The organism is Hyphobacterium indicum, assembly GCF_003129605.1.
GTDB lineage: Bacteria > Pseudomonadota > Alphaproteobacteria > Caulobacterales > Maricaulaceae > Hyphobacterium > Hyphobacterium indicum.
Genome location: NZ_QBDX01000001.1, coordinates 468,241 through 490,625, shown reverse-complemented (window position 1 = coordinate 490,625; position 22,385 = coordinate 468,241). Strand labels below are relative to the sequence as shown.

At 60.9% G+C, this 22,385-nt stretch carries 23 protein-coding genes; 9 read left to right on the top strand and 14 right to left on the bottom strand.

The window, feature by feature from the left end; all coding sequences use genetic code 11:
* The first annotated feature begins 9 nt into the window (after positions 1–9).
* The 3 genes from DBR16_RS02415 to DBR16_RS02405 are packed head-to-tail and all read left to right on the top strand — an operon-like array spanning position 10 to position 1,448.
* Positions 10–330 carry a hypothetical protein gene (locus DBR16_RS02415; protein ID WP_109259632.1) on the top strand — a complete coding sequence of 107 codons (321 nt, stop codon included), beginning with the start codon at positions 10–12 and terminating at the stop codon, positions 328–330.
* 56 nt (positions 331–386) lie between these two features.
* The gene (locus tag DBR16_RS02410) at positions 387–932 is read left to right on the top strand and encodes a hypothetical protein (RefSeq protein ID WP_145959641.1); all 546 of its coding nucleotides are present in this window, start codon (positions 387–389) and stop codon (positions 930–932) included.
* Between the two features lie 60 nt (positions 933–992).
* A complete protein-coding gene (locus DBR16_RS02405; protein WP_109259630.1) occupies positions 993–1,448 on the top strand; it encodes a hypothetical protein in 456 nt (151 codons plus the stop codon).
* Positions 1,449–1,503: 55 nt separating this feature from the next.
* Here DBR16_RS02405 and DBR16_RS02400 read toward each other — a convergent pair whose 3' ends face one another.
* Positions 1,504–2,526 carry a DUF6607 family protein gene (locus DBR16_RS02400; protein ID WP_109259629.1) on the bottom strand — a complete coding sequence of 341 codons (1,023 nt, stop codon included), beginning with the start codon at positions 2,524–2,526 and terminating at the stop codon, positions 1,504–1,506.
* Positions 2,527–2,664: 138 nt separating this feature from the next.
* On the opposite strand from DBR16_RS02400, the gene DBR16_RS02395 reads away from it, so the two are divergent.
* Complete coding sequence (locus DBR16_RS02395) at positions 2,665–4,767, top strand: TonB-dependent receptor domain-containing protein (protein WP_109259628.1); 2,103 nt, start codon at positions 2,665–2,667, stop codon at positions 4,765–4,767.
* A gap of 98 nt (positions 4,768–4,865) precedes the next feature.
* On the opposite strand, the gene fliJ is transcribed toward DBR16_RS02395, so the two are convergent.
* The 4 genes from fliJ to DBR16_RS02375 form a co-directional block, all read right to left on the bottom strand.
* Entirely contained in the window at positions 4,866–5,282 is a 417-nt protein-coding gene (fliJ, locus tag DBR16_RS02390; protein WP_109259627.1) for a flagellar export protein FliJ, read from the bottom strand.
* The gene (gene fliI, locus DBR16_RS02385) at positions 5,279–6,604 is read right to left on the bottom strand and encodes a flagellar protein export ATPase FliI (RefSeq protein WP_109259626.1); all 1,326 of its coding nucleotides are present in this window, start codon (positions 6,602–6,604) and stop codon (positions 5,279–5,281) included. The genes fliJ and fliI overlap by 4 nt, the downstream gene beginning before the upstream one ends.
* Before the next feature lie 81 nt (positions 6,605–6,685).
* Positions 6,686–6,949, bottom strand: a complete 264-nt coding sequence (locus tag DBR16_RS02380) for a TFIIB-type zinc ribbon-containing protein (RefSeq protein WP_109259625.1) — start codon at positions 6,947–6,949, stop codon at positions 6,686–6,688.
* A gap of 89 nt (positions 6,950–7,038) precedes the next feature.
* Positions 7,039–8,859 carry a hypothetical protein gene (locus DBR16_RS02375; RefSeq protein WP_109259624.1) on the bottom strand — a complete coding sequence of 607 codons (1,821 nt, stop codon included), beginning with the start codon at positions 8,857–8,859 and terminating at the stop codon, positions 7,039–7,041.
* A 219-nt stretch (positions 8,860–9,078) separates the two neighbouring features.
* On the opposite strand from DBR16_RS02375, the gene ctrA reads away from it, so the two are divergent.
* Complete coding sequence (gene ctrA, locus DBR16_RS02370; protein WP_109259623.1) at positions 9,079–9,774, top strand: response regulator transcription factor CtrA; 696 nt, start codon at positions 9,079–9,081, stop codon at positions 9,772–9,774.
* 94 nt (positions 9,775–9,868) lie between these two features.
* On the opposite strand, the gene DBR16_RS02365 is transcribed toward ctrA, so the two are convergent.
* From DBR16_RS02365 to chpT, 3 genes are all read right to left on the bottom strand, one after another.
* Positions 9,869–10,705, bottom strand: coding sequence for a CheR family methyltransferase (locus DBR16_RS02365; protein ID WP_109259622.1), 837 nt, complete (start codon positions 10,703–10,705; stop codon positions 9,869–9,871).
* 4 nt (positions 10,706–10,709) lie between these two features.
* Positions 10,710–11,081: a response regulator gene (locus DBR16_RS02360; protein ID WP_109259621.1), complete on the bottom strand. Its 372-nt coding sequence runs from the start codon at positions 11,079–11,081 to the stop codon at positions 10,710–10,712.
* A gap of 80 nt (positions 11,082–11,161) precedes the next feature.
* Positions 11,162–11,836: a histidine phosphotransferase ChpT gene (gene chpT / locus DBR16_RS02355; protein WP_109259620.1), complete on the bottom strand. Its 675-nt coding sequence runs from the start codon at positions 11,834–11,836 to the stop codon at positions 11,162–11,164.
* 193 nt (positions 11,837–12,029) lie between these two features.
* Here chpT and DBR16_RS02350 point away from each other — a divergent pair, with 193 nt between their 5' ends.
* Positions 12,030–13,502, top strand: coding sequence for a M23 family metallopeptidase (locus DBR16_RS02350; protein WP_109259619.1), 1,473 nt, complete (start codon positions 12,030–12,032; stop codon positions 13,500–13,502).
* On the opposite strand, the gene DBR16_RS02345 is transcribed toward DBR16_RS02350, so the two are convergent.
* Positions 13,503–14,000 carry a PadR family transcriptional regulator gene (locus DBR16_RS02345; protein WP_109259618.1) on the bottom strand — a complete coding sequence of 166 codons (498 nt, stop codon included), beginning with the start codon at positions 13,998–14,000 and terminating at the stop codon, positions 13,503–13,505.
* Between the two features lie 68 nt (positions 14,001–14,068).
* Here DBR16_RS02345 and DBR16_RS02340 point away from each other — a divergent pair, with 68 nt between their 5' ends.
* The 3 genes from DBR16_RS02340 to DBR16_RS02330 all read left to right on the top strand — a co-directional run bounded on the left by DBR16_RS02340 (position 14,069) and on the right by DBR16_RS02330 (position 16,008).
* On the top strand, positions 14,069–14,950 hold the full coding sequence (locus DBR16_RS02340) for a retropepsin-like aspartic protease (protein ID WP_109259617.1): 882 nt from the start codon (positions 14,069–14,071) through the stop codon (positions 14,948–14,950).
* Between the two features lie 180 nt (positions 14,951–15,130).
* Positions 15,131–15,580, top strand: coding sequence for a glyoxalase superfamily protein (locus DBR16_RS02335; protein WP_109260020.1), 450 nt, complete (start codon positions 15,131–15,133; stop codon positions 15,578–15,580).
* Entirely contained in the window at positions 15,580–16,008 is a 429-nt protein-coding gene (locus tag DBR16_RS02330; RefSeq protein ID WP_199288371.1) for an ester cyclase, read from the top strand. Before DBR16_RS02335 ends, DBR16_RS02330 begins: the two co-directional genes overlap by 1 nt.
* A 46-nt stretch (positions 16,009–16,054) precedes the next feature.
* Here DBR16_RS02330 and clpB read toward each other — a convergent pair whose 3' ends face one another.
* The 5 genes from clpB to prfA all read right to left on the bottom strand — a co-directional run bounded on the left by clpB (position 16,055) and on the right by prfA (position 22,340).
* Positions 16,055–18,667 carry an ATP-dependent chaperone ClpB gene (clpB, locus tag DBR16_RS02325; protein WP_109259615.1) on the bottom strand — a complete coding sequence of 871 codons (2,613 nt, stop codon included), beginning with the start codon at positions 18,665–18,667 and terminating at the stop codon, positions 16,055–16,057.
* Positions 18,668–18,841: 174 nt separating this feature from the next.
* Positions 18,842–19,492: a DUF4167 domain-containing protein gene (locus tag DBR16_RS02320; protein ID WP_109259614.1), complete on the bottom strand. Its 651-nt coding sequence runs from the start codon at positions 19,490–19,492 to the stop codon at positions 18,842–18,844.
* A gap of 225 nt (positions 19,493–19,717) precedes the next feature.
* The gene (gene prmC, locus DBR16_RS02315) at positions 19,718–20,512 is read right to left on the bottom strand and encodes a peptide chain release factor N(5)-glutamine methyltransferase (RefSeq protein WP_109259613.1); all 795 of its coding nucleotides are present in this window, start codon (positions 20,510–20,512) and stop codon (positions 19,718–19,720) included.
* Entirely contained in the window at positions 20,512–21,273 is a 762-nt protein-coding gene (locus tag DBR16_RS02310; RefSeq protein ID WP_109259612.1) for an MOSC domain-containing protein, read from the bottom strand. The genes prmC and DBR16_RS02310 overlap by 1 nt, the downstream gene beginning before the upstream one ends.
* Positions 21,270–22,340, bottom strand: a complete 1,071-nt coding sequence (gene prfA, locus DBR16_RS02305; RefSeq protein ID WP_109259611.1) for a peptide chain release factor 1 — start codon at positions 22,338–22,340, stop codon at positions 21,270–21,272. Before prfA ends, DBR16_RS02310 begins: the two co-directional genes overlap by 4 nt.
* Between the last annotated feature and the right edge of the window lie 45 nt (positions 22,341–22,385).

Genomic DNA, 22,385 nt, shown 5'->3' with positions numbered 1-22,385 from the left:
GGTAGTCCCATGGACGCAATACTCGACAGACTTTCGGGCGGTTTCACAGCCACGGACTGGTGGCTGATCCTCGTCTGGTCACTGTTTGGCGCGCTGATCATGCGCCGCGCCACGCAATTGCCGGTCGTTGTCGGCCTGGCTTTCGTGGCCGACACGATTACCCCCTACTTCCTGCGCATCGCCACCGGGGTGACGCCGGACTTTGCCTTCGACCTGATGCTGGCACGGCTTGATGAGCGTGGCGGGTTGGTGCTGCTGGCCCGGTTGTTCATCTATTTTGTTCTGATCGGCCTTCTGTTTGCGGCGCGGGGGCGTTTCGGGCGAAGGTGATGATCCCGCTCCTGACTTCCCTGCTTGCAAGCCTCTTTCTGCCGACGGGATGCTCAATGCCGGGCTGGAGTTTCTGTGTGCGGATGCCCGCCGATGCCCGTATGGAAGTCGCACAGGATCAGTCCGATCCTGTCATCTACCGGTTCGAAATGGCGGACGGCTCGAACGCATTCGTGGCGGTCGGCCAGTCCACCGAGGTTGTCTATGGCGGCCAGTGGTCGGAACGGCGTCAGGGTCTGGAGACGGTGCGTTGGCAGGCTAATGGTGAGGGCCGGATCGATTATTACATTGAACGCGTCTGGGCCGAATCGGCCGGTATTCCGCGATTTCTTCATGCCTGGATCGAAGCATCGGAAAGCGGAGAGATTTCGGAAGCCGAGGATTTGATCCTGACGCTTCGGTCCTGCGACCCGCGAATGTGTCCTGCCCTGGGCCCCGTCAGGCCTGTTACCGAAGCGGCTACCCTCGAAGCGGCGGTGCCAGTTGCGACAGAGACGTTGGTCATTCAGCCTGAGGGAAATGTTGCAGAAACGCCGGACATTCCGCAAGAAACGGCACAGGACCCCCGTCATGGACCGGTTCTGCTCACTGGCGGCAACTGATTGCATCCACATTGCGACTGGCGTGCATCCAACGGAGCATTATCTCTGAAGGAGTTCCTTATGTTGTACGCTTTCCTCGCTGCGGCGCTCAGCGCTGCAAATTTCAATCCTGCCCTCCCGGTCGATTTCCAGTTTGGCACCGGACAGGACGCCCATGATTTTTCAGCCTTGTGTGAGACGCATACAGTGCGGGAGATGAATCCGGCGGAAATGCCGCTTGCGACGACCAGCCACGTTCAGGTCGACTGCCATGGCTATGACTATTTTGGCGCTGGGCGCCTGGCCGAATTTGTGTTCGCCGATGGCGCACTGACCCATGTCTGGGTGCTTGTCGAGGAAAGCGATCTGGATCCGCTGCAAGCCGCCTTCGTCGATGCATTCGGAATGCCGGATGTTCAGGCACCCGTCTTCGCGGCATTCTTTGAACAACGCGCAGCCTTGCGCCGGGATGTACCCGAAGCCCTCTATTACGGCGAAGCTGCCGCGCCGCTGTTTGAGGGCTTTTTCTCACAATAAGCCGTCGCCACTGTCACCCTCTGGCGGAATCGGAGGGTGACAGTGTGCTGGTCTATTATTCAGCGGCCGCCGTCCTGTCGGCGGCTCCGTCGATTTCGACCTGGGCGTTCAGCAATTCCTGCGCTTCGGTCCAGGCTTCCCCGGTGGTTTCCGCCCCGAAGAAGAGGCGCATGGAGGCATCCAGCATCGGGCCGTAGAGCAGCGTGCCTTCGGCATCATCCTCGACATGGAAGCCATCCGCACTGGCTTCCAGATTGTCCCAGTAGGCGCGGACCAAAGTCCAGTAATCCTGTGTCGCGGCCCAATATTCGTCGGCCGCGTCATCATGGGCGAGATCGGTGCGGACATAGGTGTTCACACCCACTTCCCGGACGAGCGGGGTTGAGGCTCCATCCTCGTCAACGATCAGTTTCGTGTTGTCCTGTTCATGCACCCAGCCCCAGGCGGTGATGACGTGGCGGTTGACCGCCTCGATGGCATGATAATCCGACCGCGTCGTGTCATCGCGGCGCGGCAGCGGGCGCCAGGACAGGTCCGGCTCCCAGGTTGAAATCGCCGCCTCATGGTCCCAGCGCGCGACGGCCGCATAACGCGGGCTGTCGTCAACCTGATAGACGCTCTGCGACCAGGCACCGGCGGCCTCAGAAGCCGGCACATCGACCATGTCCCAGTTATCATGACCCCGGAACGCCATGATGCGGGCGGGTTCATATTCCCAGTCCTGACGCCAGTGCTTGATCACCATGGGAGCCTCTTCCTCACCGACCAGCAGGAAATGCTGGAGTGAAATGAAATCACCGCGGTCCTCAATGACACGGACCACTTCCCATGCCCCGCTGAGCTTGGGTTCGGCGAATTCATAGCCGGGCTGCAACGCCACGACTTCACGGAAGTCGAAGGTGACATCGTATTCGCCGGTCATGGCGAGTATGGCTTCGCGGTCGCGTTCGAACTCCGCCTGACTGTGCTGATAGGCGGGAGGCGGGGTCTGCGCCCCGGGCATGTCAGCCGTGTTGGTCGTCGCGCAAGCGGTCAGTCCCAACATGAGCGCGCCCGCGAGAAACAGTCTGGAAGTCATGGAATTCCCCGTCATCTGATCATGAAGCTGGCTGACTGTTATCGCAAACGATTCTTACTTGCAATCGCAAAAGTGATGCGGCAGAAGGGCGCAAATCGCTAATGCGAACTATTCGCAACACTATCGGGGTGATTATTCATGCGTTCTGTCCTGCTCGCTGCGATCAGCAGCACCGCCTTCCTGTCCATCGCTGCTCCGGCTTTCGCACAGGACGCCGGGCAAACACCTGAAGCCAGCGGGAATGACGATGTGATCATTGTCCGCGCGACGCGGACCGAAATTCCCGCTTTCAGCTACCCGGGGCAGGTCTCGGTCATCGACCAGGAAACGCTGGAACTGACCGATCCCTATTCACTGGAAACCCTTCTGCGGCAAATTCCCGGTGTCGACGCCGGCGGCGGGCCACGCCGGACGGGACAGACATTGACCATCCGCGGGCAGTCACGTGAAAACGTCACCCTGCTGCTGGACGGGGCGCGGCAGAATTTCAACTCCGCGCACGATGGAATTTTCTTTGTCGACCCGGCCCTGCTCTCCTCGGTTGAATCGGTCCGCGGCCCGGCTTCGGCGCTCTATGGTTCCGGCGCGTCCGGCGGTGTTATCGCGTTTGAAACAGCGGATGCGGCCGACCTGCTCGGCGACGGGCAGATGCTGGGGGCCCGGGCAACCGCCGGTTACCGGTCAGTGGATGAGGAATTTTCTGTTTCCGGTGCCGTCTATGGCGTGAATGGTCCGCTGGACGTGCTGGCCTATCTGTCGCGCCGGGAGAGCGGAGATATCCGCCTCGGGTCCGGGAATGACCTGCCGGCCGATGACCAGTCGGTTTCCGGCCTGTTCAAGCTGGGCCTTGATGCTGCGCCGGGCGTCCGGTTCGAAGGTTCATGGCAAGCGTTGCGGGCCGAAGCGACCGAGCCCAATAATGGTCAGGGCAACAATCCCACCGGGCAGCTCAATCCGCTGGTCGACAAGGACATCACCACCGACACATTCCGTCTGTCCGGCGACATCTCGCCGGCCGGAACGCCGCTGGATCTGACCCTGACCCTGTTCCAGTCATCGTCTGCTGTTGAGGAGACGGAGACCGTGGGGGGCCGCATCATTGATCGCGAACTGGACAGCTGGGGCGTGCGCGCCGATCAGCGCTTCGAATTCCGGCTCGGGTCAGCCGACGCCGCTCTCACTGCAGGAGGTGAAATCTATCGCGATGAACAGGCGGGCTTTGACTCCACCGCGCCCGGCAATGTGCGGGGTGGTGTGCCGGATGCGACGACGGAATTTTCCGGGCTGTTTGCGCAGCTTGAAGTCACCGCCTATCAGCCGCTGGGCCTGCCCGGTGAAATCGTCTTCCTTCCGGGCGTCCGCTTTGATGATTATGAAAGCACGTCCGCCGTCGCGGGTCGCAATAGCGATGATCAGGCCTCCGGACGCTTCGGGGTCAGCTATGCGCCGAACAATACGGTCCTGATCTTTGCCAACTGGGCGCAAGCCTTCCGTGCGCCGTCCATCAACGAGATCTATCTTGATGGCACGCACTTCTCGCTGCCTCACCCCATACTCGGTGCGCCGGTCTTCATCTCCAATGAATTCATCGCCAATCCGGCACTGAGTCCCGAAACGACCGAAACGATCGAGATCGGGGCAGGTCTGGGCTTCGACAGCGCCTTTCGTGCCGGAGACCGGCTGGAAATCAAGGGTTCCTGGTTCGAGACACAGGCCGAAGACCTGATCAATCTGTCGGTCAATTTTGCCTTCGACCCCACCTGTTTTGCACCGCCTTTCCTGCCCTGTTCGGCTGGCACGACAAACAGCGCCAATGTCTCTTCGGCGACACTCACCGGGTATGAAATCCAGCTCGATTATGAAAGCGGGATCTTCGGCCTGACGGCGGCCCTGTCGGAAACCGATGGCGAGGATGATGCCACGGGCGCGCCCGTTGGCTCCCTGACACCGGCACGCCTGTTCGTTGATGGCCGCTGGCGGCTCGACCAGCATCGCCTGGTACTGGGCGCACGCGCCGAGATCGCCGATGATTTTGACAAGACAGCGACTCTGGCCGAGGCACGCGATGGCTATGCGACACTGGATCTTTATGCGCGCTGGCGTCCGGCGGAAACGTCACCGGTCACGCTGTCGGCGGGGATCGATAATGTCTTTGACGCGGATTATGCCCGCGTCTTTGCCGGCACCAGCGAGGCGGGGCGCAGCTTCCGTATCGATGTCAGCTGGTCAGGCGGGCGGTAGGCCTGATCAGTAACTGCGTCATCCCCCGATTTATTCGGGGGATCCCAGCCTTATCGAGATCCTCCGGTCAAGCCGGAGGATAACGGCATTTCAGTGGTTCAATGCGCGTTGCGGCGGCGTGTTTGCGCGATTTCGTCGAGCTCCGCCTGCTCCTCGGCCCGCAAGGCGTCCTCGATACGGGCGACCCGGCGTTCTTCCAGCAATTCATACTTCTTGAGCTCGCGGAAGGCGCCTTCAAGACGCTCGCGGATGCCTTCGGCCTGCTGGTCAACCTCGTCCAGGGAGGCGCGGATATTCTGCTTCCGCTTGATCACCGCCTGGGCATAGCTGCCATAGGCGATATAGCCGTCCTTGTTGTCGGTTGCCGCTGCCTGTTCTTCCGGCACGGATGCTTCCAGCCGCTCGATCTGATCGTTGAGCGAGGTGCGCACGCGATCAATATCGGCCAGCTGCTTCTGTAATTCCTCGACCTTGAACCGGGCCAGCCGGATCAATGGCTCATGAGACCGTGTCATGAGATACCTCCATCACCACCCAAAATCCCGGCCAGGCGTGCAAAGCTCTCATCAATGGATGTGGCTTCGTCTTTCCCCTGGCCGAGGAATGCTTCGAGCGGACCGTTGAGCGCAATGGCCTGGTCCGTCTCTTTATTCGATCCGGCGGCATAAGCGCCGAGGCGGATCAATTCTTCCATGTCTGCATAGGTCGCGAGACTGCGGCGGGCTTCGCGCACCAGTTCGGCCTCGTTATTCTCATAGACTTCAGGAGCGACCCGGCTGACCGAGCGCAGGATGTCTATCGCCGGATAGCGGCCGCGTTCGGCAATCTCGCGGCTCATCACGATATGGCCGTCCAGAATACCACGCACCGCATCGGCGACCGGTTCATTGTGATCATCGCCATCCACCAGAACGGTGAAAATTCCGGTGATTGAGCCTGTGCCCGATGGTCCCGGCCCTGCCCGCTCCAAAAGCCGCGGCAACTCGGCAAAGACAGAAGGCGTATAGCCCCGCGTGGTCGGCGGCTCACCGGCCGCAAGGCCGATTTCACGCTGTGCCAGGGCGACGCGGGTAACACTGTCCATCAGGCAGAGCACATTCTTGCCCTTGTCGCGGAAATATTCGGCCACGGTCAGGGTCAGTTGCGCGGCCTGACGACGGGCCAGAGCCGGAGCGTCCGAGGTTTCAGTGATGACAACGGACTTGCGGCGGCCTTCCGGGCCGAGCACATCCTCGACGAATTCGCGGGCTTCGCGGCCACGTTCTCCGACCAGGCCGATGACGATGACATCGGCGTCGGCATTGCGCGCCAGCATCGACATCATCACTGACTTGCCAACGCCGGAGCCAGCAAAGACGCCCAGCCGCTGACCGCGCCGCATGGGGGTAAAGACATTGAGCGCGCGGACGCCGAGATCCATGCGCGGACCGAGTCGGCCCCGGCCATGGGCACAGGGCGGGCGGCCGCGCAGCGGATAGGAGACCGCGCCCTTGGCCAGCGGCTCACCGCCATCCAGCGGATTGGCAAAACTGTCGATGACCCGGCCGAGCCAGCCCGAAGACGGGCGGACGGTGGCGACATCGGGATCGAGCCGGGCGGGCGCGCCAGGGCGGACACCATCGACGGGCTCAAACGGCATCATGATGGCTGACTGCCCCTTGAAGCCGACCACTTCGCAAGTGGCTTCGCCCCGGGCCGTATCAATGTGTGCGCGGGAGCCGAGCGCGAGACCCGCAGCCGGGCCTTCAACCTCGACCAGCAAACCATTGATCCCCGTCACGCGTCCGGTCATGACGCGCGGGTCCAGTGATTCGATTCGGTCGATCAGCGCCTGCATTCTTGATCCTCGAACGCCCGTTTTGAGCGCAATGAAGGATCAGGCTAGCAAATTGCGGTTAGGACCACGTAAACGCCGCAGCTAGAGTTCGAAATCGAACAGTTCTGACAGAAAGCTCTCCCGGCGCTTGGGCCGGCGTTCGTCCTGACGCCGGGGGTCACGCGGGCGATCACCATCCCACGGCGCCGATTGCGGTGCGGCAGCGCGCGGTGCTTCGGCGCGCTCGATGATCTTGTCCAGCTCGCCGCGATCCAGCCAGACGCCGCGGCATTTCGGGCAATAGTCGATCTCGACGCCGGACCGGTCTGCAATCACCAGGGTTTCACCATCGATCGGGCATTTCATGGGGCGAGCTCCTTCAAGCGGATTACTCCGATATCTAGTGAAACCGGACTGCCCGATAAGGGGGAATTGCAGGAAAGCTGTCCCTCCCGTTACTGAATGCACTCTCCGTCGCCGAGCTCATCCGGGTCCTCGTCGAGGGGAAGAAGGATCGTTACGCCGCCATCCTGGTTGGAGCCGGGCGTGTCGCGGGTCGGGATTGTTCCCGTGAAACTCATGACGCCGCAGCGAAACGCAGGTGTATTACCACTGGTATCAACATCTGCCGGAACAAATACCCCGCCATAACCGGCCTGATTGGCAATTCGCAACGCGCCGAGCGATGCGTCATACATGAGATCGATCTGTGTCAGGGTCAGACCGCTGACGGGCGGCTCGTGCGGCACAAAGCCATCCAGCAGGGCCGGCGCGTCGCCCGTGCCGATTGCGACAAAGCCGACACCATTTTCTTCGCCTAACACGACCGGGGACTCACCGTTGATCGCCGGGGTCGCGTGAACTTCATTATCCGTCCCACCGCCGAAGAAGCCGGCCAGCAGTCTTCGGGCCTGGTTCGGTTCTTCTGCCGGCATATCCGGAATAGGCGGTGCCCCGGCACATCGCGTTGACCCGGCCTGTGCAATATCGACCAGCCCGCCGCCCTGCGCGTCCCAGTGAATTCTGACACCGCGATCGCCGTTCTGCGCGATCAATGTCGCGGGAAATGCCCGATCGGTTTCCTGAACCGTGCCGGTGCCGCCGCCCGCAATACTGACTGTGCCAGCACCGGATTCGGACGGAAATTCCAGCTGAACGGGACGGAAGAAACCAATGACCCCCGTCTGGAACTGGCCGTCGGCGAATTCCAGAAATCCGTCCAGTTCGACCGGTCCGCCACTGCCCTGTTCCTGCGACACCAGAAGGAAACCGCCGGATCGCGCAAACTCGCCGCCGGTATCACCATTGACCTGTGTGACGCATTGCTGAACGGGCGCAATAATATCGTCAAACGGAGGCTGTGCCCTGGCTTCCACGCCAGAGCTGTACCCGCCGAACATGGCATCCAGAAGCTGGTTCCAGTCGCCCGCGAAATCAGCAGGCCGATCAAGCCCGGTTGTGTCCGGCTCGGGCGCTGCCCGCACCCGCAAGCGCAGCTGATCAGGATAATTGGGCACGCCGTTCTGCGGCGGCACACGCAGGCGCACGGCGAAGAGCCGCACCTCATTCGTGGGCCAATCCGCGACGCTCACAAAGGTATCTTCCGGGCCGATGCAATGGCCATTGGCGTCGGTTTCGCAAATCGTGGGGCGGTAACCCGCCTGGAGCGTCGAGAAACCAGTAACTTCCGGCACGACAATGAAGTCCGTTGCTGGGCCGCCAATGTTGACCGCTGCCAGTGTCATCAGTGCCGCGCGCGGCCCTGTCTCTCCGACTCGGGCGACACCATCATTTGAAAGCGTATCACCGATCATGACAATATCGGGCGGGTTCCCGGCCTCGATCACAACCTGGAAATCGTTGACCAGCGGGATGCGGCGCAAATCATGGATGACATTGTCAGGATCAGTGCAACGGATCGGGATCAGGACATTACCGCTATAGGCGCGGTCCACCGTCAGTACCACCACATAATTCTGGCTCGACTGAGCCGGGATATCGACAAAGGCGTTCGCCGTATCACCGAGAGTGGTGCCGTCATAGGTGAAGAATTGCGCCCGGCCACTCACACCACCCGGACGCGTGAAGAAGCCGCCAAAGCGCGGCTGGCAGGTCATCGTCACATCGCGGGAATTGGAAATGGTCGCAAGAAAGGTCAGTTCTTCGTTTGGCGCACCGGTTCGCGCATTGGGCAAAATCGACCAACTAACGGTGCCTTGCGCAAAAACAGCTGCAGGTAATATTAACGCGATGAGCGTGCCGAGCCCGAGCTGCATGGCGCATTGCCTCCGCTGATCTGACTCAACCTTATGCATAGACAGGCAAAAAGCCGAGTCAAAAATCAAAGCGGAACGAATCGAGGACGGACTCGATTCTGCTATTTGAGTCAATTCGCGGTTAACTTTCGTTAACGCTTTGCATCTACCGTCCGAAGCACGTTAACCATGGAACCAACGGCGAAGTGATTCGCCGGACTAGCGGGGCGGAGAATATCCATGCGGGTTTTGCTGATTGAAGACGATCGCGCGACAGCGCAATCCATCGATCTGATGCTCAAGTCGGAAGGCTTCAATGTCTATACGACGGATCTGGGGGAAGAGGGTGTCGATCTCGGCAAACTCTATGATTACGACATCATTCTTCTGGACCTGAATTTGCCGGACATGCCCGGCTTTGACGTGCTGAAGACATTGCGGATGGCGAAGATCGACACGCCGATCCTCATCCTCACCGGCAATGCCGACATCGACAACAAGGTGCGCGGCCTCGGCTGCGGCGCCGATGATTACATGACCAAGCCGTTCCACAAGGACGAGATGGTGGCGCGCATCCACGCCATTGTCCGCCGCTCGAAAGGTCATGCCCAGTCGATCATCAAGACCGGCGATATCGGCGTCAATCTGGACGCCAAGACCGTGGAAGTGGACGGACATCGCGTTCACCTCACCGGCAAGGAATACCAGATGCTGGAACTGCTCTCGCTGCGCAAGGGCAATACGCTGACCAAGGAAATGTTCCTGAACCACCTTTATGGCGGGATGGACGAGCCGGAATTGAAGATTATTGACGTCTTCATCTGCAAGCTGCGCAAGAAACTGGCGGCTGCCACTGGCGGACAGCATCACATCGAAACCGTCTGGGGACGGGGCTATGTGCTGCGCGACCCGGTCGAGCAGAAGGACGTGGCGTAACCCGCCTCTCCTCTTACCAAACTCAAGGACAAGCCTGGCGCCCCCGCTCCGGGCTTTTTCTTTGTCTGAATTCTTTACCCGGGGGCTGTCACTTTCAGGCGGCCTGCCGGGCCACCTCCATGGTTCGGGCATAGACTCCCTTGATGCCCGACAGGGAGCGATAAAGCTCACCGGCACCGGAAATCGTTTCCCCCTGCCCCAGCACCAGATATCCGGCCGGGCCGGAGCGCTCGGCCAGCATCCGCAAGGTGTGGCGGCGGGCATCCGGGGTCATGCCCGAGAGCACATTGCGGCAGAATATGATGTCAAATTCGCCCAGACTCTCTGATGGTTTCAAGAGGTTATCGCGTTCGAACCGGGCCCAGCGCTTGACCGAGTCTTTCAGCACCCATTGCTGTCCATAGGGTTCGAAATGCTCGATCAGACGCTGGATGGAGAGGCCGCGCTGAACCTCGAACTGGGAATAGGCCGCGGACTGCGCGCGCTCGATGGCGCGGCGGGATATATCGGTGCCGATAATCTCGATATCCATGGCACCCAGGCGGGCTTTCTGCTCTTCCATCAGCATGGCGAGCGACCAGACTTCCTGTCCGGTGCCGCACCCGGCGCTGAGGATGCGGATCGGGGCCTTGCGCGCCTTGACCCGCGCCAGCACCGGCAGAATGTCGGACATGAAATGGTCAAGCGGGGCCGGATTGCGGAAAAACCAGGTCTCGTGATCGGCCAGGCTTTCCACCACGCGCCGCCAGAGGCGGTCATCCCTCGTGCTTTCCAGGGCGCGGACAAGGTCGGCCTGGCTGTCATAGCCTTCCGACCGCGCGACCGGTGCCAGGCGGGCCTCGACCAGATAGGTCTGGGCCTGCGGGATGGCGATGCCGGCGCGGCGGCGCGCTTCAGCGGAAATGGTGTTGATGGCGGCTGTGTCCAACATGGCGCTATTCCCCGATCAGGCCGACTTGCTGGAATTTCGACTGCACAATGTCGGTGTCGAAGGGCTTCATGATGTATTCGTCGACCCCGGCGCGCAGCGCTTCGGTGATCGAGGGCACATCATTTTCGGTCGTACAGAAGACCACGATGGGCTGACTGCCGTCCGGTTCCTGGCGCAGCGCCTTGACGAAATCGATGCCGTTCATGACCGGCATGTTGCGGTCAAGCAGAATGGCGTCCGGCATCCTGTTGCGGCAATAGGCCAGCGCTTCTGCGCCGTCTGCCGCTTCATCACACTGGAATTTGAACCCTTCGATGATCCGGCGGGCGACCTTGCGGATCACCCGGCTATCGTCGACGACAAGGCAGGTTTTCATGTCGCTCTTCTCTCCCTGACGCACGAACAGGCGTCTGGAGAAGAATCGTCACCCGTTTTGGTTAACAGGGGTTTGAGAGATCAGGCTGCGAGCGAGGCTTTCGGAGCCACAAGCGCAACGAATTCCACCCGGTCCTCGCTTTTTTGCGCGGTGACGCGCCCCCCCGCCGAGCGGGCGATCAGACCGGTGTAATAGGGCTGGATGGAGCGGCCATTGAAACCGTCCTCGGGCTCGTGACCTTCCAGCGCGCCTTCAAAGTCCGGCTTGAGGTCCGCTTTCGGGCCTTCCGCAACCAGGTGCAGGCGTACACCCCCTGCTCCGTCATCATTGGCTTCGACCGTGACCGTTCCGCCGCGCGCAGCGGATGTCGCAGCCGTCATGCACAGATTGAGCAGAAGGCGGGCGGCGGTTTTCTCCAGCCCACGCGCACTGACTTTCCAGACGAGGTCCGGACGCAGAGTGGAGAAGTAGTTCTCTGCCAGGCGCTTAAGCTCATCGGATTCCATGATCCCCGGTGCCGATCCCGCTGCGCCAAAGGCGATGCGGGCAAATTCCAGCTTGGCCTCGGCCTGCCGGGCATTTTCGCGCACCAGCTCGATGGCATCCTCGCGCATGGAGTCGGCATCCTCGTCATCGAGCACGCTGAAGGCCATGCCCATGGCCGAAACCGGGCTGACAAGGTCGTGGCAGAGACGGGCGCACAACAGCGCGGCCATTTGTTCGGGGGCAAGTTCGGCGGGTTTGATCTGGGTCATGTGTTATCCTGATACATGATTCTGCCGCGAAGTCCTGACCCTGAAAATTCTCACTGTCAGTAAGCTCTTGGCAACTTCCTTACGTCACGTCATTGTGGTGCCCGCGTTGGAAACTGACTGTATGAACCCGCCGCGGGCGCGGTTCTTGCTAATCGTTGAACGAAGCAAGTTAGCTATCCATTAAAGGCCAGTGATGTCCGGTTTTGATGTACGTTCCCTTGATGCTGTTCGCCGCCGGTCCGCGGCGATCATCGCGAGTATTGTGCTTTCACTCATCCTGTTGATTGCATTGATCTTCAGCCGGGTTGGCGGGGATGGAAGTGCTGGTGCTGCACAGCCTCCGGACACGCTCGCGGCACAAGCAGCTGCCGAAAACCAATCCATTGATCTGGTCAGAAACGCCCCGGAATACACAATCACGCCGGTTGAAAACCTTCGCGATCTGGAACATGCCGCCTTCTACACCGATTGTGTGGCCTGTCCCCTGGATACGCAGACAATCCTGGCGACCGTGCCCAGTGGTGGCACGCTGGCCGGTGTCCTCAATGATACCGGTGCCGCGGGCGGGGATGTCGCCCGCGCCGTCAATTCCCTTGATCCGGTTTTTGAAGTCCGCCGCCTGCGGGCTGGACAGGAAATTACAGTCTATCTGGAAACGCCGCGGACCACCGCAGAGCAAGAGGGCGGACCCCGCCTTGCCGGGTTTTCCTTCCGCCCCGATATCGAACGCTCGATCACCGTGTCACGGCTGGAAGACGGGTCCTACCGGGCGCGGGAAATGACGGCCGAATTCGAACGCGAACTTGTGCGCTCGTCAGGCTCCATCACGACCAGCCTCTATGTCGATTCACTCGCCGCCGGTGCCACGGACCGTATCGTGGTCGAGCTCGCCGGAATTCTCGCCTATGCCGTCGACTTCCAGCGCTCCATCCGCGAGGGCGACCGCTTTGACGTGGTTTTCGAGCGCTTCCTGGATTCAGACGGCAATGTCATGCGCACGGGCGATATCCTTTATGTCATGTATGCCGGACGCGGCGATCCGCTGGAATATTACCGCTATGAATCCGCTGACGGGCAGATTGCCTATTTCAACGCGGACGGCGAAAGCGCCCAGCGCCTGTTGATGATGACGCCCATCAATGGCGCGCGGCTCTCGTCGCACTATGGAATGCGGCGCCACCCGGTGCTGGGATATAACCGCCTGCACCGCGGTACCGACTTTGCCGCGCCCCGGGGGACGCCGATCTTCGCCGCCGGCTATGGCGTGGTTGAGCGCGCTGACCGTTTTGGTTCCTTCGGAAACTATGTGCGGATCCGGCATACGAATGGATTCCAGACCGCCTATGCCCATATGCAGGGCTTTGCGCGCGGGATCACGGCGGGTGCCCGTGTGCAGCAGGGACAGATTATCGGCTATGTCGGCACGACCGGCCGATCGACCGGCCCGCACCTTCATTATGAAGTCCATCACAACGGCACGTCGGTGAACCCGATGGCGCTGGACCTGCCTACCGGCCGAACGCTGGAATCGGAAGAAATCCCGTTGTTCGAAGCTGAACGCGACCGCATCATTGCCATCCGCGACAGCGCCCGTAATGCGGCCGAGATCGGTGATGTCGCAGCGTCCCGCATCGTATCGGCTCAAAATCACGAAGGCGCGCAGTAATCAGCCAAACTGGCACTTGAGCTCGGCGATCCAGGCCAGACGCATGACGCGCCAGCTTTCATGGACCAATGCAGCATGCCTGTCTTCTGATGGTGCCGGCATCTCGCGTGTTCGCGCTTCAACACTATCGAGAAGTTCCCGCGCTGCACGTCGCTCGACGTGAACCAGAAACGGCAGACGTGTGCGCAGTGGGTCATAACCGGCATCTGCCGCCCTTTCCTCGTCGATCAGCCATGACCGCAGGGCAGCCTCGCCTCCGTTTGTCAGGCGGAATACTTTTCTCGGCCGGCGAGAATTGGATTCATCCAACGACACTACCAGCCCCGCGCCTTCAAGCCGTTTCATCATCGGATACACGGCCCCGGCACTGCCCGACCAGTAGGATGAGGGCGATCGACGAAATCCTTCCTTGATCTCATAGGCCGTTAGAGCGGTTTCACGCTTTATCAAAGCCAGTGCGGCGCCCTCCAGCTCAGTTAATGGCGGTGTCGATAACATAAATTTCACTTTCCAGATCGGAGTTTATCAGACACGGTTATTACGATTCGTAATATTGAGGTCTACCGATGATATCAACCTTCCTAGCAGTCACAGGCTTGGCGATCAGCGCCGCCGATGACCCCACACACAGCATCCCGTTCGACTTGTCCAGCGGAAGACCGGTCATTGAACTGACCGTCAATGGCCAGGGCCCTTACCCCTTTGTATTCGATACCGGCGCGAGCGGTGCCATGATCCGATCTGACATGGTCGAGGAATTAGGATTGGAAATTACCGGCACGGGGCAGGTTGGCAGCCCGGCTGGCGGCGAACCCGTCGAGGTCGAATACACTATGTTGGAAAGCGTTGATCTCGGCGGGGCGCAAGCCGGCAATATCCGTTCGATCATTATCGATTTCGGGGATCCGGGCCAGATGGGCAGTGTCGGCGTCATCGGTCCGAATGCGTTCGCCGGTCATGGCCGCGTAGCATTCGACTTCTCCAGAAACCGGGTCGAGATTGGCGGCGCAATGCATCATGGCGAGGGTGCGAGCTGGATGGATTTTTCTGCCACTGCGCCGATCATCGAGATACCGCTGACGATTGGCGATGTAACTGTGCCGGTGCATATAGATACCGGTAATCCGTCGGTTCTGAACTTTCCCAAGGACCGCATTGATGACCTGCCACTGGCTGGCCCCCTGCAAGTGGTAGGCGAAGCCCGCACTATTGATCGTGTAATGCAGATCATGGGTGCCCCCATCGATGCTGTTGCCCGCGTCGGCGATGCGGAAATCCCGCTCTCGGATATAACCGGCTTTCCCCTGCCCTTTGCCAATATGGGCTCTGGTGCCCTCCGCGGGCTCTATCTGGAGATCGACTGGAGCGAACAGCGTTTCGCCATCAGCGGAACCGCCGAGCCGGCCAATCCAAGACGGCGTATCATGCGCCGTGCACCGGAGGAATAACTTGACGCCTTGGCCGGGCGGACGTATTCAGCCCGCCGGCCAAGGCTGCCGGCCGTTCGCAGGACTCTTGTCTCTGGTGAAAGCCTCTCGAATTTTATTTTCGGTTTCTTGAAAGATCCCGGAATGAAGGCAATGCGAGCCCCCTTCAAAATGTTCGGGATCCTGACAAGGATCGATATGATGCCCCCTGCCCAATCCCTGCCCTCACTTGAAGCGCTGAAAGCGCAAGCCAGACGACTGCGAAGCGCGCTCGCGGAAGACGGCGATTTCATCAAGCATGGCGAAGCACTGGAGCTGGTTGCCAGGCAATTAGGCTATCGCGACTGGAACACGCTTCATGCTGCCGCCGGAAACCGTCCGCCGGTGCCATTGGCGGTCGGCCAGAATGTGTCCGGCCTTTATCTGGGCCAGCCCTTCAAGGCCCGTATCCTCAGCCTGCAGACGCTGGCAGATGATGGCTATCTGCGGATTTCGCTCGATCTCGACGAAGCGGTCGATGTCGTAAAGTTCGACAGCTTTTCGGCTTATCGAAAGCGTATTCAGGCGACGATCAGGCCGGATGGTTCGACGGTGACCCGCACCTCTGATGGCGAACCGCATTTGCGGTTGAACATGCGGGAGACGGTGTGATGCAAGATGCACAACGCAAAGCCCGGCTGACCGAATTTCTAGACCGGATCTGGAGTGGCGGTGAATACGACGCGATTCCGGACTTCATTGCACCGCAATATGTGATCCGCAATGACCCCGGTGACCCCTGGCATGGGCAGACACTGGATCATGCCGGTTTCCGGCACCGCATCGAAACCTCTCGCGCGCCTTTTCCGGATCAGGCTTTCACGCCGGTCTCGATATTGGCGGACGGGGATGAAGTCGCCGTATCCTGGCATTGGAAAGGGACCCATCTGGGCGACGTTTCCGGCTTCACCGCCAGCGGCAAGGTCATCAAGATGACGGGGCTGACGGTCTATGGTTTTGAGGGTTTGCGGCTCAACGGCCATTGGCAAGTCTGCGACCGGCTGGGCGTGTTCATGCAGCTTCAGGCGAATGCCGGATAGAAAAAGAGCCTGTGTCTTTTGGCACAGGCTCTTTTGGTCCGCTCGATCAGTTCACCATCACATCCGGCGGGGCGGCGGCTTCACGGGCAATGACATGCCCGTTGATCACCAGATGCCCGCCTTCTGCAGAAACCTTGATCGCATCGCCATCTTTCAGATCGCCCTCCAGCAAGAGCCGGGCGAGCGGGTCCTGGAGCTCCTTCTGGATGACGCGCTTCAGCGGCCGCGCGCCATACGCCGGATCAAAGCCTTTTGTGGCCAGCCAGGTCCGGGCGGCCTCATCGAGCTCGATGGTCATGCGGCGGTCAGCGAGGAGTTTGGCGAGGCGCTTCATCTGGATGTCGACAATTGCCCCCATATGCTCTTCGGCGAGGCGGCGGAAGAGGATGATCTCGTCCACTCGGTTGAGAAATTCCGGGCGGAAATGCGCCCGCACAGCGCCCATGACACTCTCGCGGGCGTCGTCGACATCCTCGGCCTGCATCAGGAATTCAGCCCCCAGATTCGACGTCATGATGATCAGCGTATTGCGGAAATCGACCGTGCGGCCCTGCCCGTCGGTCAGACGGCCGTCATCGAGCACCTGCAGGAGCACGTTGAAGACATCAGGGTGCGCCTTCTCGATCTCGTCAAACAGGATGACCTGATAGGGCCGGCGGCGGACCGCCTCGGTGAGGGCACCGCCTTCATCATAACCGACATAACCCGGCGGTGCGCCGATGAGGCGGGCGACGGAGTGCTTCTCCATGTATTCGGACATGTCCATACGGGTGACGGCGTGTTCGTCGTCAAACAGGAAATTGGCCAGTGTCTTGGTCAGCTCGGTCTTGCCGACGCCCGTGGGGCCCAGGAAGAGGAAGGAGCCGATCGGGCGTCCGGGATCCTGCAGACCGGCGCGGGCCCGGCGGACGGCGTCGGAGACAGCGGCCAGGGCTTCATCCTGCCCGACGACGCGGCCGCGCAGGGCGTCCTCCATTTTCAGGAGTTTCTCGCGCTCGCCTTCCAGCATCTTGTCGACCGGCACACCGGTCCAGCGCGAGACAACGCCGGCAATCTGTTCCTCATCGACGACTTCCTTCACCAGCGCCCCGTCCTCGGCATTGTCGGATTCTGACACCTTGGCTTCAAGCTCTGGAATGATGCCGTATTTCAGCTCGGATGCCTTGCCGAGATCGCCCCGGCGCTCGGCATCAGCAAGTTCCGCGCGGGCGCGGTCGAGGCGGTCCTTGACCTCGGTCGAGGAGGCGAGCTTATCCTTTTCCGCGCGCCAAGCGGCGGTGATTTCATCGGACCTGGAGGACAGTTCGGCGATTTCCTTGCCCAGCTTTTCCAGCCGCGCTTTCGAGGCGTCGTCCTTTTCCTTTTTCAGCGCTTCGGCCTCGATCTTCAGCTGCATGATGCGGCGGTCGATCTCGTCGAGCTCCTCGGGCTTGGAATCGACCTGCATGCGCAGGCGCGATGCGGCCTCGTCCATCAGGTCGATGGCCTTGTCCGGGAGAAAGCGGTCGGTGATGTAGCGGTTGGACAGCGTCGCTGCGGCGACAATCGCGCCGTCGGAAATGCGCACGCCGTGGTGGACCTCATACTTGTCCTTGAGGCCGCGCAGGATGGAGATCGTGTCCTCCACCGTCGGTTCGCCGATAAAGACCGGCTGGAAGCGCCGCGCCAGGGCGGCGTCCTTTTCCACATGCTTGCGGTATTCATCCAGCGTGGTGGCGCCGATGCAGTGCAATTCACCCCGTGCGAGGGCGGGCTTCAGGAGGTTTGAGGCATCCATCGCCCCGTCAGTCTTTCCGGCCCCGACAAGGGTGTGCATTTCATCAATGAAGAGGATGATATTGCCGCCCGCAGCCTCAACCTCGCCAAGCACGGCTTTCAGGCGCTCCTCGAACTCGCCGCGGTATTTCGCGCCCGCAATGAGCGAACCCATATCGAGAGCGAGGAGTCTTTTCTCCTTGATGCCTTCGGGCACGTCACCATTGACGATGCGCAGCGCCAAACCTTCTGCGATAGCGGTCTTGCCGACGCCGGGCTCGCCGATGAGGACGGGGTTGTTCTTGGTGCGGCGGGAGAGAACCTGGATAGCGCGGCGGATTTCCTCATCGCGGCCAATAACCGGATCCAGCTTGCCGGCCCGGGCGGCCTCGGTGAGGTCGCGGGAATATTTCTTCAAAGCTTCATAGCTGTCTTCCGCCGACTGGCTGTCCGCCGTCCGGCCCGCGCGCATGTCGTTGATGGCGGTATTGAGGGATTGCGGCGTGGTACCCGCAGTCTTCAGAATATCGGCGGCATGCGCTCCCTTGGCGATGGACAGGGCCTGCAGCAGCCGCTCGGCCGAGACATACTGATCCCCGGCTTTCTTTGCCGCTTCCTCCGCCGTCTTGAAGACCTCGGCGGTCTGCGGTGCCAGATAGATCTGGCCGGCACCGGTGCCTTCGACCTTGGGCAGGCGGTTCAGCGCCTCTGCCGTCAGATCCTGGACCTGCGCCGGATTGCCCCCGGCAGCCTTGATGAGATTGACGGCCAGGCTGCCCTCATCGTCCATCAGTGCCGCAAGCACATGTTCCGGCGTGAATTGCTGGTGACGTGCGGCCAGAGCCGATTGCTGAGCATTCTGGATGATGGACCGTGCCCGGTCCGTATAGGTTTCAAAATTCATGTCTGTTCCATCCCCCGATCAGGCGAGATTGCAATTCCGGGGCCGTCCTTCGCCAGGCCCGGCCCCTATCCTGAAGCTGAAATAGGTGTTGCGGATTGATCACACAAGGGTGTGGGCGCAAACAAAAACCCCGGCACACCGGCCGGGGTTTCAGAAGGCTTGCGATCAGCTTGATCAGGCCGCTTCAGTGTTGGATCCGTCGCCTGAGGCATTTCCGGAACCCTCTGCGTCTGCCGCCTTGCGCGGACGGCGGCCACGGCGCGGCTTGGGCTGGTCATCCTCATCCCCGGAGCTGGTCATCTCCGGCTTGCCACCGGCTTCCGGATCAACCACTTCAAGCGGATCGCGCTGGCTTTCCATCGGCTGGCGGCGCGGACGGCGGCCACGGCGCGGCGTTTCATTGTCCGGCTGGTCGCCCCTGTTTTCATCTTGCGCGCCGCGGGAGGGCTGATCGTCCGCATTGTTATCCGCCTCATTGCGATTGCGGTAATTGCGGCGGCGGTCATTTCCGCCATCATTCTGGTTATTATTGCTATTATTGTGCTGACCCTGCTGGCCCTGCTGGCGTTCCCGGCGCTGCTGTTGCTCGATCAGAGCTGCCTGCTGCTCGGCCACCACACGGAAATAGTGATCCGCGTGCTGGTAGTAGTTTTCGGCCATGACCCGGTCCCCCGACGACGATGCGTCACGGGCAAGTTGCATATATTTCTCGTAAACCGTTGAGGCATTGCCCCGGATTTTGACGTCCGGACCATTGCTTTCAAACGAGCGGTTACCTTGATTGCCGCCAGGTTTTCCCCGGCCCCGTCCGCGCTGACGCTTCATCGTCGTCAATTCCTCATTATTGTCAGGCTGCAAGCCAAGCCGCGTTCCCCCGTGTACTAGCGGCGCGCATCATCCGTTGAAGATCAATACCGATAACGAAAACGGACGATAAGCTGGAGGGGAAATCTGTGCGCCCGACAGCCTTGCCCGGTGCGCCTTCCCTCAACTTGGGTGGCAAGCTAGCCCGCATTGGATCATTTTCCAAGGGGCTTTGTCGGTTGCGGTTTACGGTTTCAGCCCGGAGACGACACGTGGCTGCCCGCCGAGGTCCCGCGCGAGGGCAATCCCGGCAAATCCGGCCTTTTCTGCCAGCGCCATAATGGCCTCTGCCTGATCATATCCGATTTCGACAGCCATGCGTCCGCCGGATTTCAGAACCCGAAAAAGTTCTGGCAAAAGAATGCGATAGATATCGAGGCCGTTTGCGCCGCCATCGAGGGCGATGCGGGGCTCGTACTCACGCACTTCCGGGTCCAGTGTCTCCAGCACGGCGCTGGCGATATAGGGCGGATTGGAAACAGCCAGGTCGAGACTGTTATCGGAAATGCCCTCAGCCCAGTTCCCGGTCTGGAAATCAGCGCGGTCTGAAAGCCGGTTCCGAACGGCATTTTCCATCGCAATCGCCAAGGCCGATTCGCTGATATCGATGCCGAGCCCTGTTGCGTTGGGCCATTCGGACAGGAGCGCCAGCAGAATGGCGCCGGACCCGGTCCCGAAATCGGCGATGCGCAGTGCTGCATTTCTGCTGCTGATCTGCTTCAGGCATGTCTCAACCAGTGTTTCGGTGTCGGCCCGCGGGGTGAGCACGTCGGGCGTGACCTTCAGGTCCAGCGTCCAGAACGGCTTGTCACCGAGAATGTGGGAAAGCGGTTCGCGACTGGCGCGGCGGGTGACCATGGTGTCCACAGCGGTATCATCTGCGGCGGCCAGCAGAATGTGGCGCAGATCCAGGGCCGCTTCATCGATGCCAGCGGATTTCAGCTGCGCGATCCAGCGCGCCTTGCGAGCCGCGTCAATCATTACAGTGGTCCGGCAGCGTCGCCGGTATGGATATTTCCGCTGATAGCTACCTCCGCATACAGCCCGCAATCGAAGTGGCCATAATGCTGGCGCAGGAGCGGAACGACATCAATGTCCCGCACTGCCGTGTGCGGATCGACATGGGTGGCGGTGCAGCGCTCAATCGGTTTGAGTCCCCGCAAGCGGGCCCCGCCGATAACGATCTCCTGATCCGCCATCTCCAGTTCCGACCAGGCCGGCCAACCCTCAACCATGACATTGCCGCGAAAACGCGCCGGATCGACGGGGCGGCCGATCTTCGCTTCGAAATCGCGGACACTTTCCAGATTAATGAGGGAAACAAAGCCGGTGCGGCTGTCCATGAAGCGGTGAGCATTCGGAGCTGCGAGCACTTTCAGCGGCCCCCTCACCTTGCCTGCCAGCACGCCGGAGAGCCAGGTGGCGAAAACCGAGCGGCCGGAATCATCTTCGAGATCTATAGTTATTTCCCCGAAATCCGGATGCCAGGCTGTCAGTGTGCCTTCGTCCTCATTCCATTTCGTGCGGACCGCCGCGACCTCCGGCAATTTCGCCAGAACGGTAAAGGCCATCTTCTTTATGTGCTCAGGCGCTTCCGGATCGAAGCCGGACGGGCCGTCCTCGACGGCATAGAGCCGGTCGCCGGGAAAGTGTGCACCGGCGCGCAAATGAACAGAGGACAGCGGTTCCGGTGTAAAGCCCTTCACCGGGTGGCGGGCCAGCGCAGCGACGCGCCCGGTCATGCATCCGCCAGGGCAGCAAGACGGGCAGCTTCATCCTCGGCAATGAGAGCGGAAATCACCTCGTCGAGCGCATTGCCGGAAAGGATGTCCTGCAGTTTGTAGAGGGTCAGCTTGATACGGTGGTCGGAGACCCGGTTTTCGGGGAAATTATAGGTGCGGATTTTCTCCGACCGGTCGCCGGAGCCGACCTGGGATTTGCGGGCATTGGCACGCTCTGCATCCGCCGCCTCGCGCTCCATGTCATAGAGTTTGGTCTTGAGCAGCTGCAGGGCGCGGGCGCGGTTCTGGTGCTGGGACTTTTCCTGGCACAGCACCACGATTCCGGTGGGTATGTGGGTCATGCGGACGGCGGAATCGGTTTTGTTGACGTGCTGGCCGCCGGCGCCGGACGCCCGCATCGTATCGACGCGGATATCATCGTCCTTGAGCTCGATATCGATCTCTTCGGGCTCGGGCAGGATGGCAACGGTGGCTGCGGAGGTGTGGACGCGGCCCTGGCTTTCGGTGGCGGGGACGCGCTGGACACGGTGCACGCCGGATTCAAATTTCAGGCGGCCAAATACGCCATTGCCCGAGATCGAGGCAATGACCTCCTTGTAGCCGCCGACCTCGCCCTCGCTGGCGGATTCCAGTTCGAACTTCCAGCCCTGCAACTCGGCATAGCGTCGATACATCTCGTAGAGATCGCCGGCAAAGAGCGCCGCTTCGTCCCCGCCTGTCCCGGCGCGTATTTCCAGCATGGCATTGGCGGTATCGTCCTTGTCCTTTGGCAGAAGGAGCAAGGCCACCTCGTGCTCCAGATCCGGCAGGCGTTCCTTCAGCGCGTAGAATTCCTCGCGCGCCATTTCCGCCATTTCGCGGTCGCCGCCTTCCATCATTTCCTCGAGATCGGCCAGCTCGGCACGGGCGGCTTTCAGCGCGCGGGCTTTTTCGGCGACGGGCTTCAGCTCGGAGTGTTCACGGGACAGGCGCACGATCTCTTCGCCGTCACTGGCGGCGCCGAGGCGGGCTTCAACTTGATCGAACCGGTCAAGGACCTGTTCCAGACGGGCTTCTGGGGCGTGCATGGAGCGTGGTTATCACCGACCGTGAAAACTGAAAACGCCTCTTTG

Bases quoted from the DNA above. Each gene is read 5' to 3' on its own strand.
- clpB (WP_109259615.1), bottom strand. From the start codon at position 18,667: ATGAATTTTGAAACCTATACGGACCGGGCACGGTCCATCATCCAGAAT.
- DBR16_RS02345 (WP_109259618.1), bottom strand. From the start codon at position 14,000: ATGTTATCGACACCGCCATTAACTGAGCTGGAGGGCGCCGCACTGGCT.
- DBR16_RS02410 (WP_145959641.1), top strand. From the start codon at position 387: ATGCCGGGCTGGAGTTTCTGTGTGCGGATGCCCGCCGATGCCCGTATG.
- fliI (WP_109259626.1), bottom strand. From the start codon at position 6,604: ATGCAGGCGCTGATCGACCGAATCGAATCACTGGACCCGCGCGTCATG.
- DBR16_RS02365 (WP_109259622.1), bottom strand. From the start codon at position 10,705: ATGTTGGACACAGCCGCCATCAACACCATTTCCGCTGAAGCGCGCCGC.
- prfA (WP_109259611.1), bottom strand. From the start codon at position 22,340: ATGCACGCCCCAGAAGCCCGTCTGGAACAGGTCCTTGACCGGTTCGAT.
- ctrA (WP_109259623.1), top strand. From the start codon at position 9,079: ATGCGGGTTTTGCTGATTGAAGACGATCGCGCGACAGCGCAATCCATC.
- DBR16_RS02310 (WP_109259612.1), bottom strand. From the start codon at position 21,273: ATGACCGGGCGCGTCGCTGCGCTGGCCCGCCACCCGGTGAAGGGCTTT.
- DBR16_RS02395 (WP_109259628.1), top strand. From the start codon at position 2,665: ATGCGTTCTGTCCTGCTCGCTGCGATCAGCAGCACCGCCTTCCTGTCC.
- DBR16_RS02340 (WP_109259617.1), top strand. From the start codon at position 14,069: ATGATATCAACCTTCCTAGCAGTCACAGGCTTGGCGATCAGCGCCGCC.
- fliJ (WP_109259627.1), bottom strand. From the start codon at position 5,282: ATGACACGGTCTCATGAGCCATTGATCCGGCTGGCCCGGTTCAAGGTC.
- DBR16_RS02380 (WP_109259625.1), bottom strand. From the start codon at position 6,949: ATGAAATGCCCGATCGATGGTGAAACCCTGGTGATTGCAGACCGGTCC.
- DBR16_RS02415 (WP_109259632.1), top strand. From the start codon at position 10: ATGGACGCAATACTCGACAGACTTTCGGGCGGTTTCACAGCCACGGAC.
- prmC (WP_109259613.1), bottom strand. From the start codon at position 20,512: ATGATTGACGCGGCTCGCAAGGCGCGCTGGATCGCGCAGCTGAAATCC.
- DBR16_RS02335 (WP_109260020.1), top strand. From the start codon at position 15,131: ATGCCCCCTGCCCAATCCCTGCCCTCACTTGAAGCGCTGAAAGCGCAA.
- DBR16_RS02360 (WP_109259621.1), bottom strand. From the start codon at position 11,081: ATGAAAACCTGCCTTGTCGTCGACGATAGCCGGGTGATCCGCAAGGTC.
- DBR16_RS02405 (WP_109259630.1), top strand. From the start codon at position 993: ATGTTGTACGCTTTCCTCGCTGCGGCGCTCAGCGCTGCAAATTTCAAT.
- chpT (WP_109259620.1), bottom strand. From the start codon at position 11,836: ATGACCCAGATCAAACCCGCCGAACTTGCCCCCGAACAAATGGCCGCG.
- DBR16_RS02350 (WP_109259619.1), top strand. From the start codon at position 12,030: ATGTCCGGTTTTGATGTACGTTCCCTTGATGCTGTTCGCCGCCGGTCC.
- DBR16_RS02320 (WP_109259614.1), bottom strand. From the start codon at position 19,492: ATGAAGCGTCAGCGCGGACGGGGCCGGGGAAAACCTGGCGGCAATCAA.
- DBR16_RS02330 (WP_199288371.1), top strand. From the start codon at position 15,580: ATGCAAGATGCACAACGCAAAGCCCGGCTGACCGAATTTCTAGACCGG.
- DBR16_RS02400 (WP_109259629.1), bottom strand. From the start codon at position 2,526: ATGACTTCCAGACTGTTTCTCGCGGGCGCGCTCATGTTGGGACTGACC.
- DBR16_RS02375 (WP_109259624.1), bottom strand. From the start codon at position 8,859: ATGCAGCTCGGGCTCGGCACGCTCATCGCGTTAATATTACCTGCAGCT.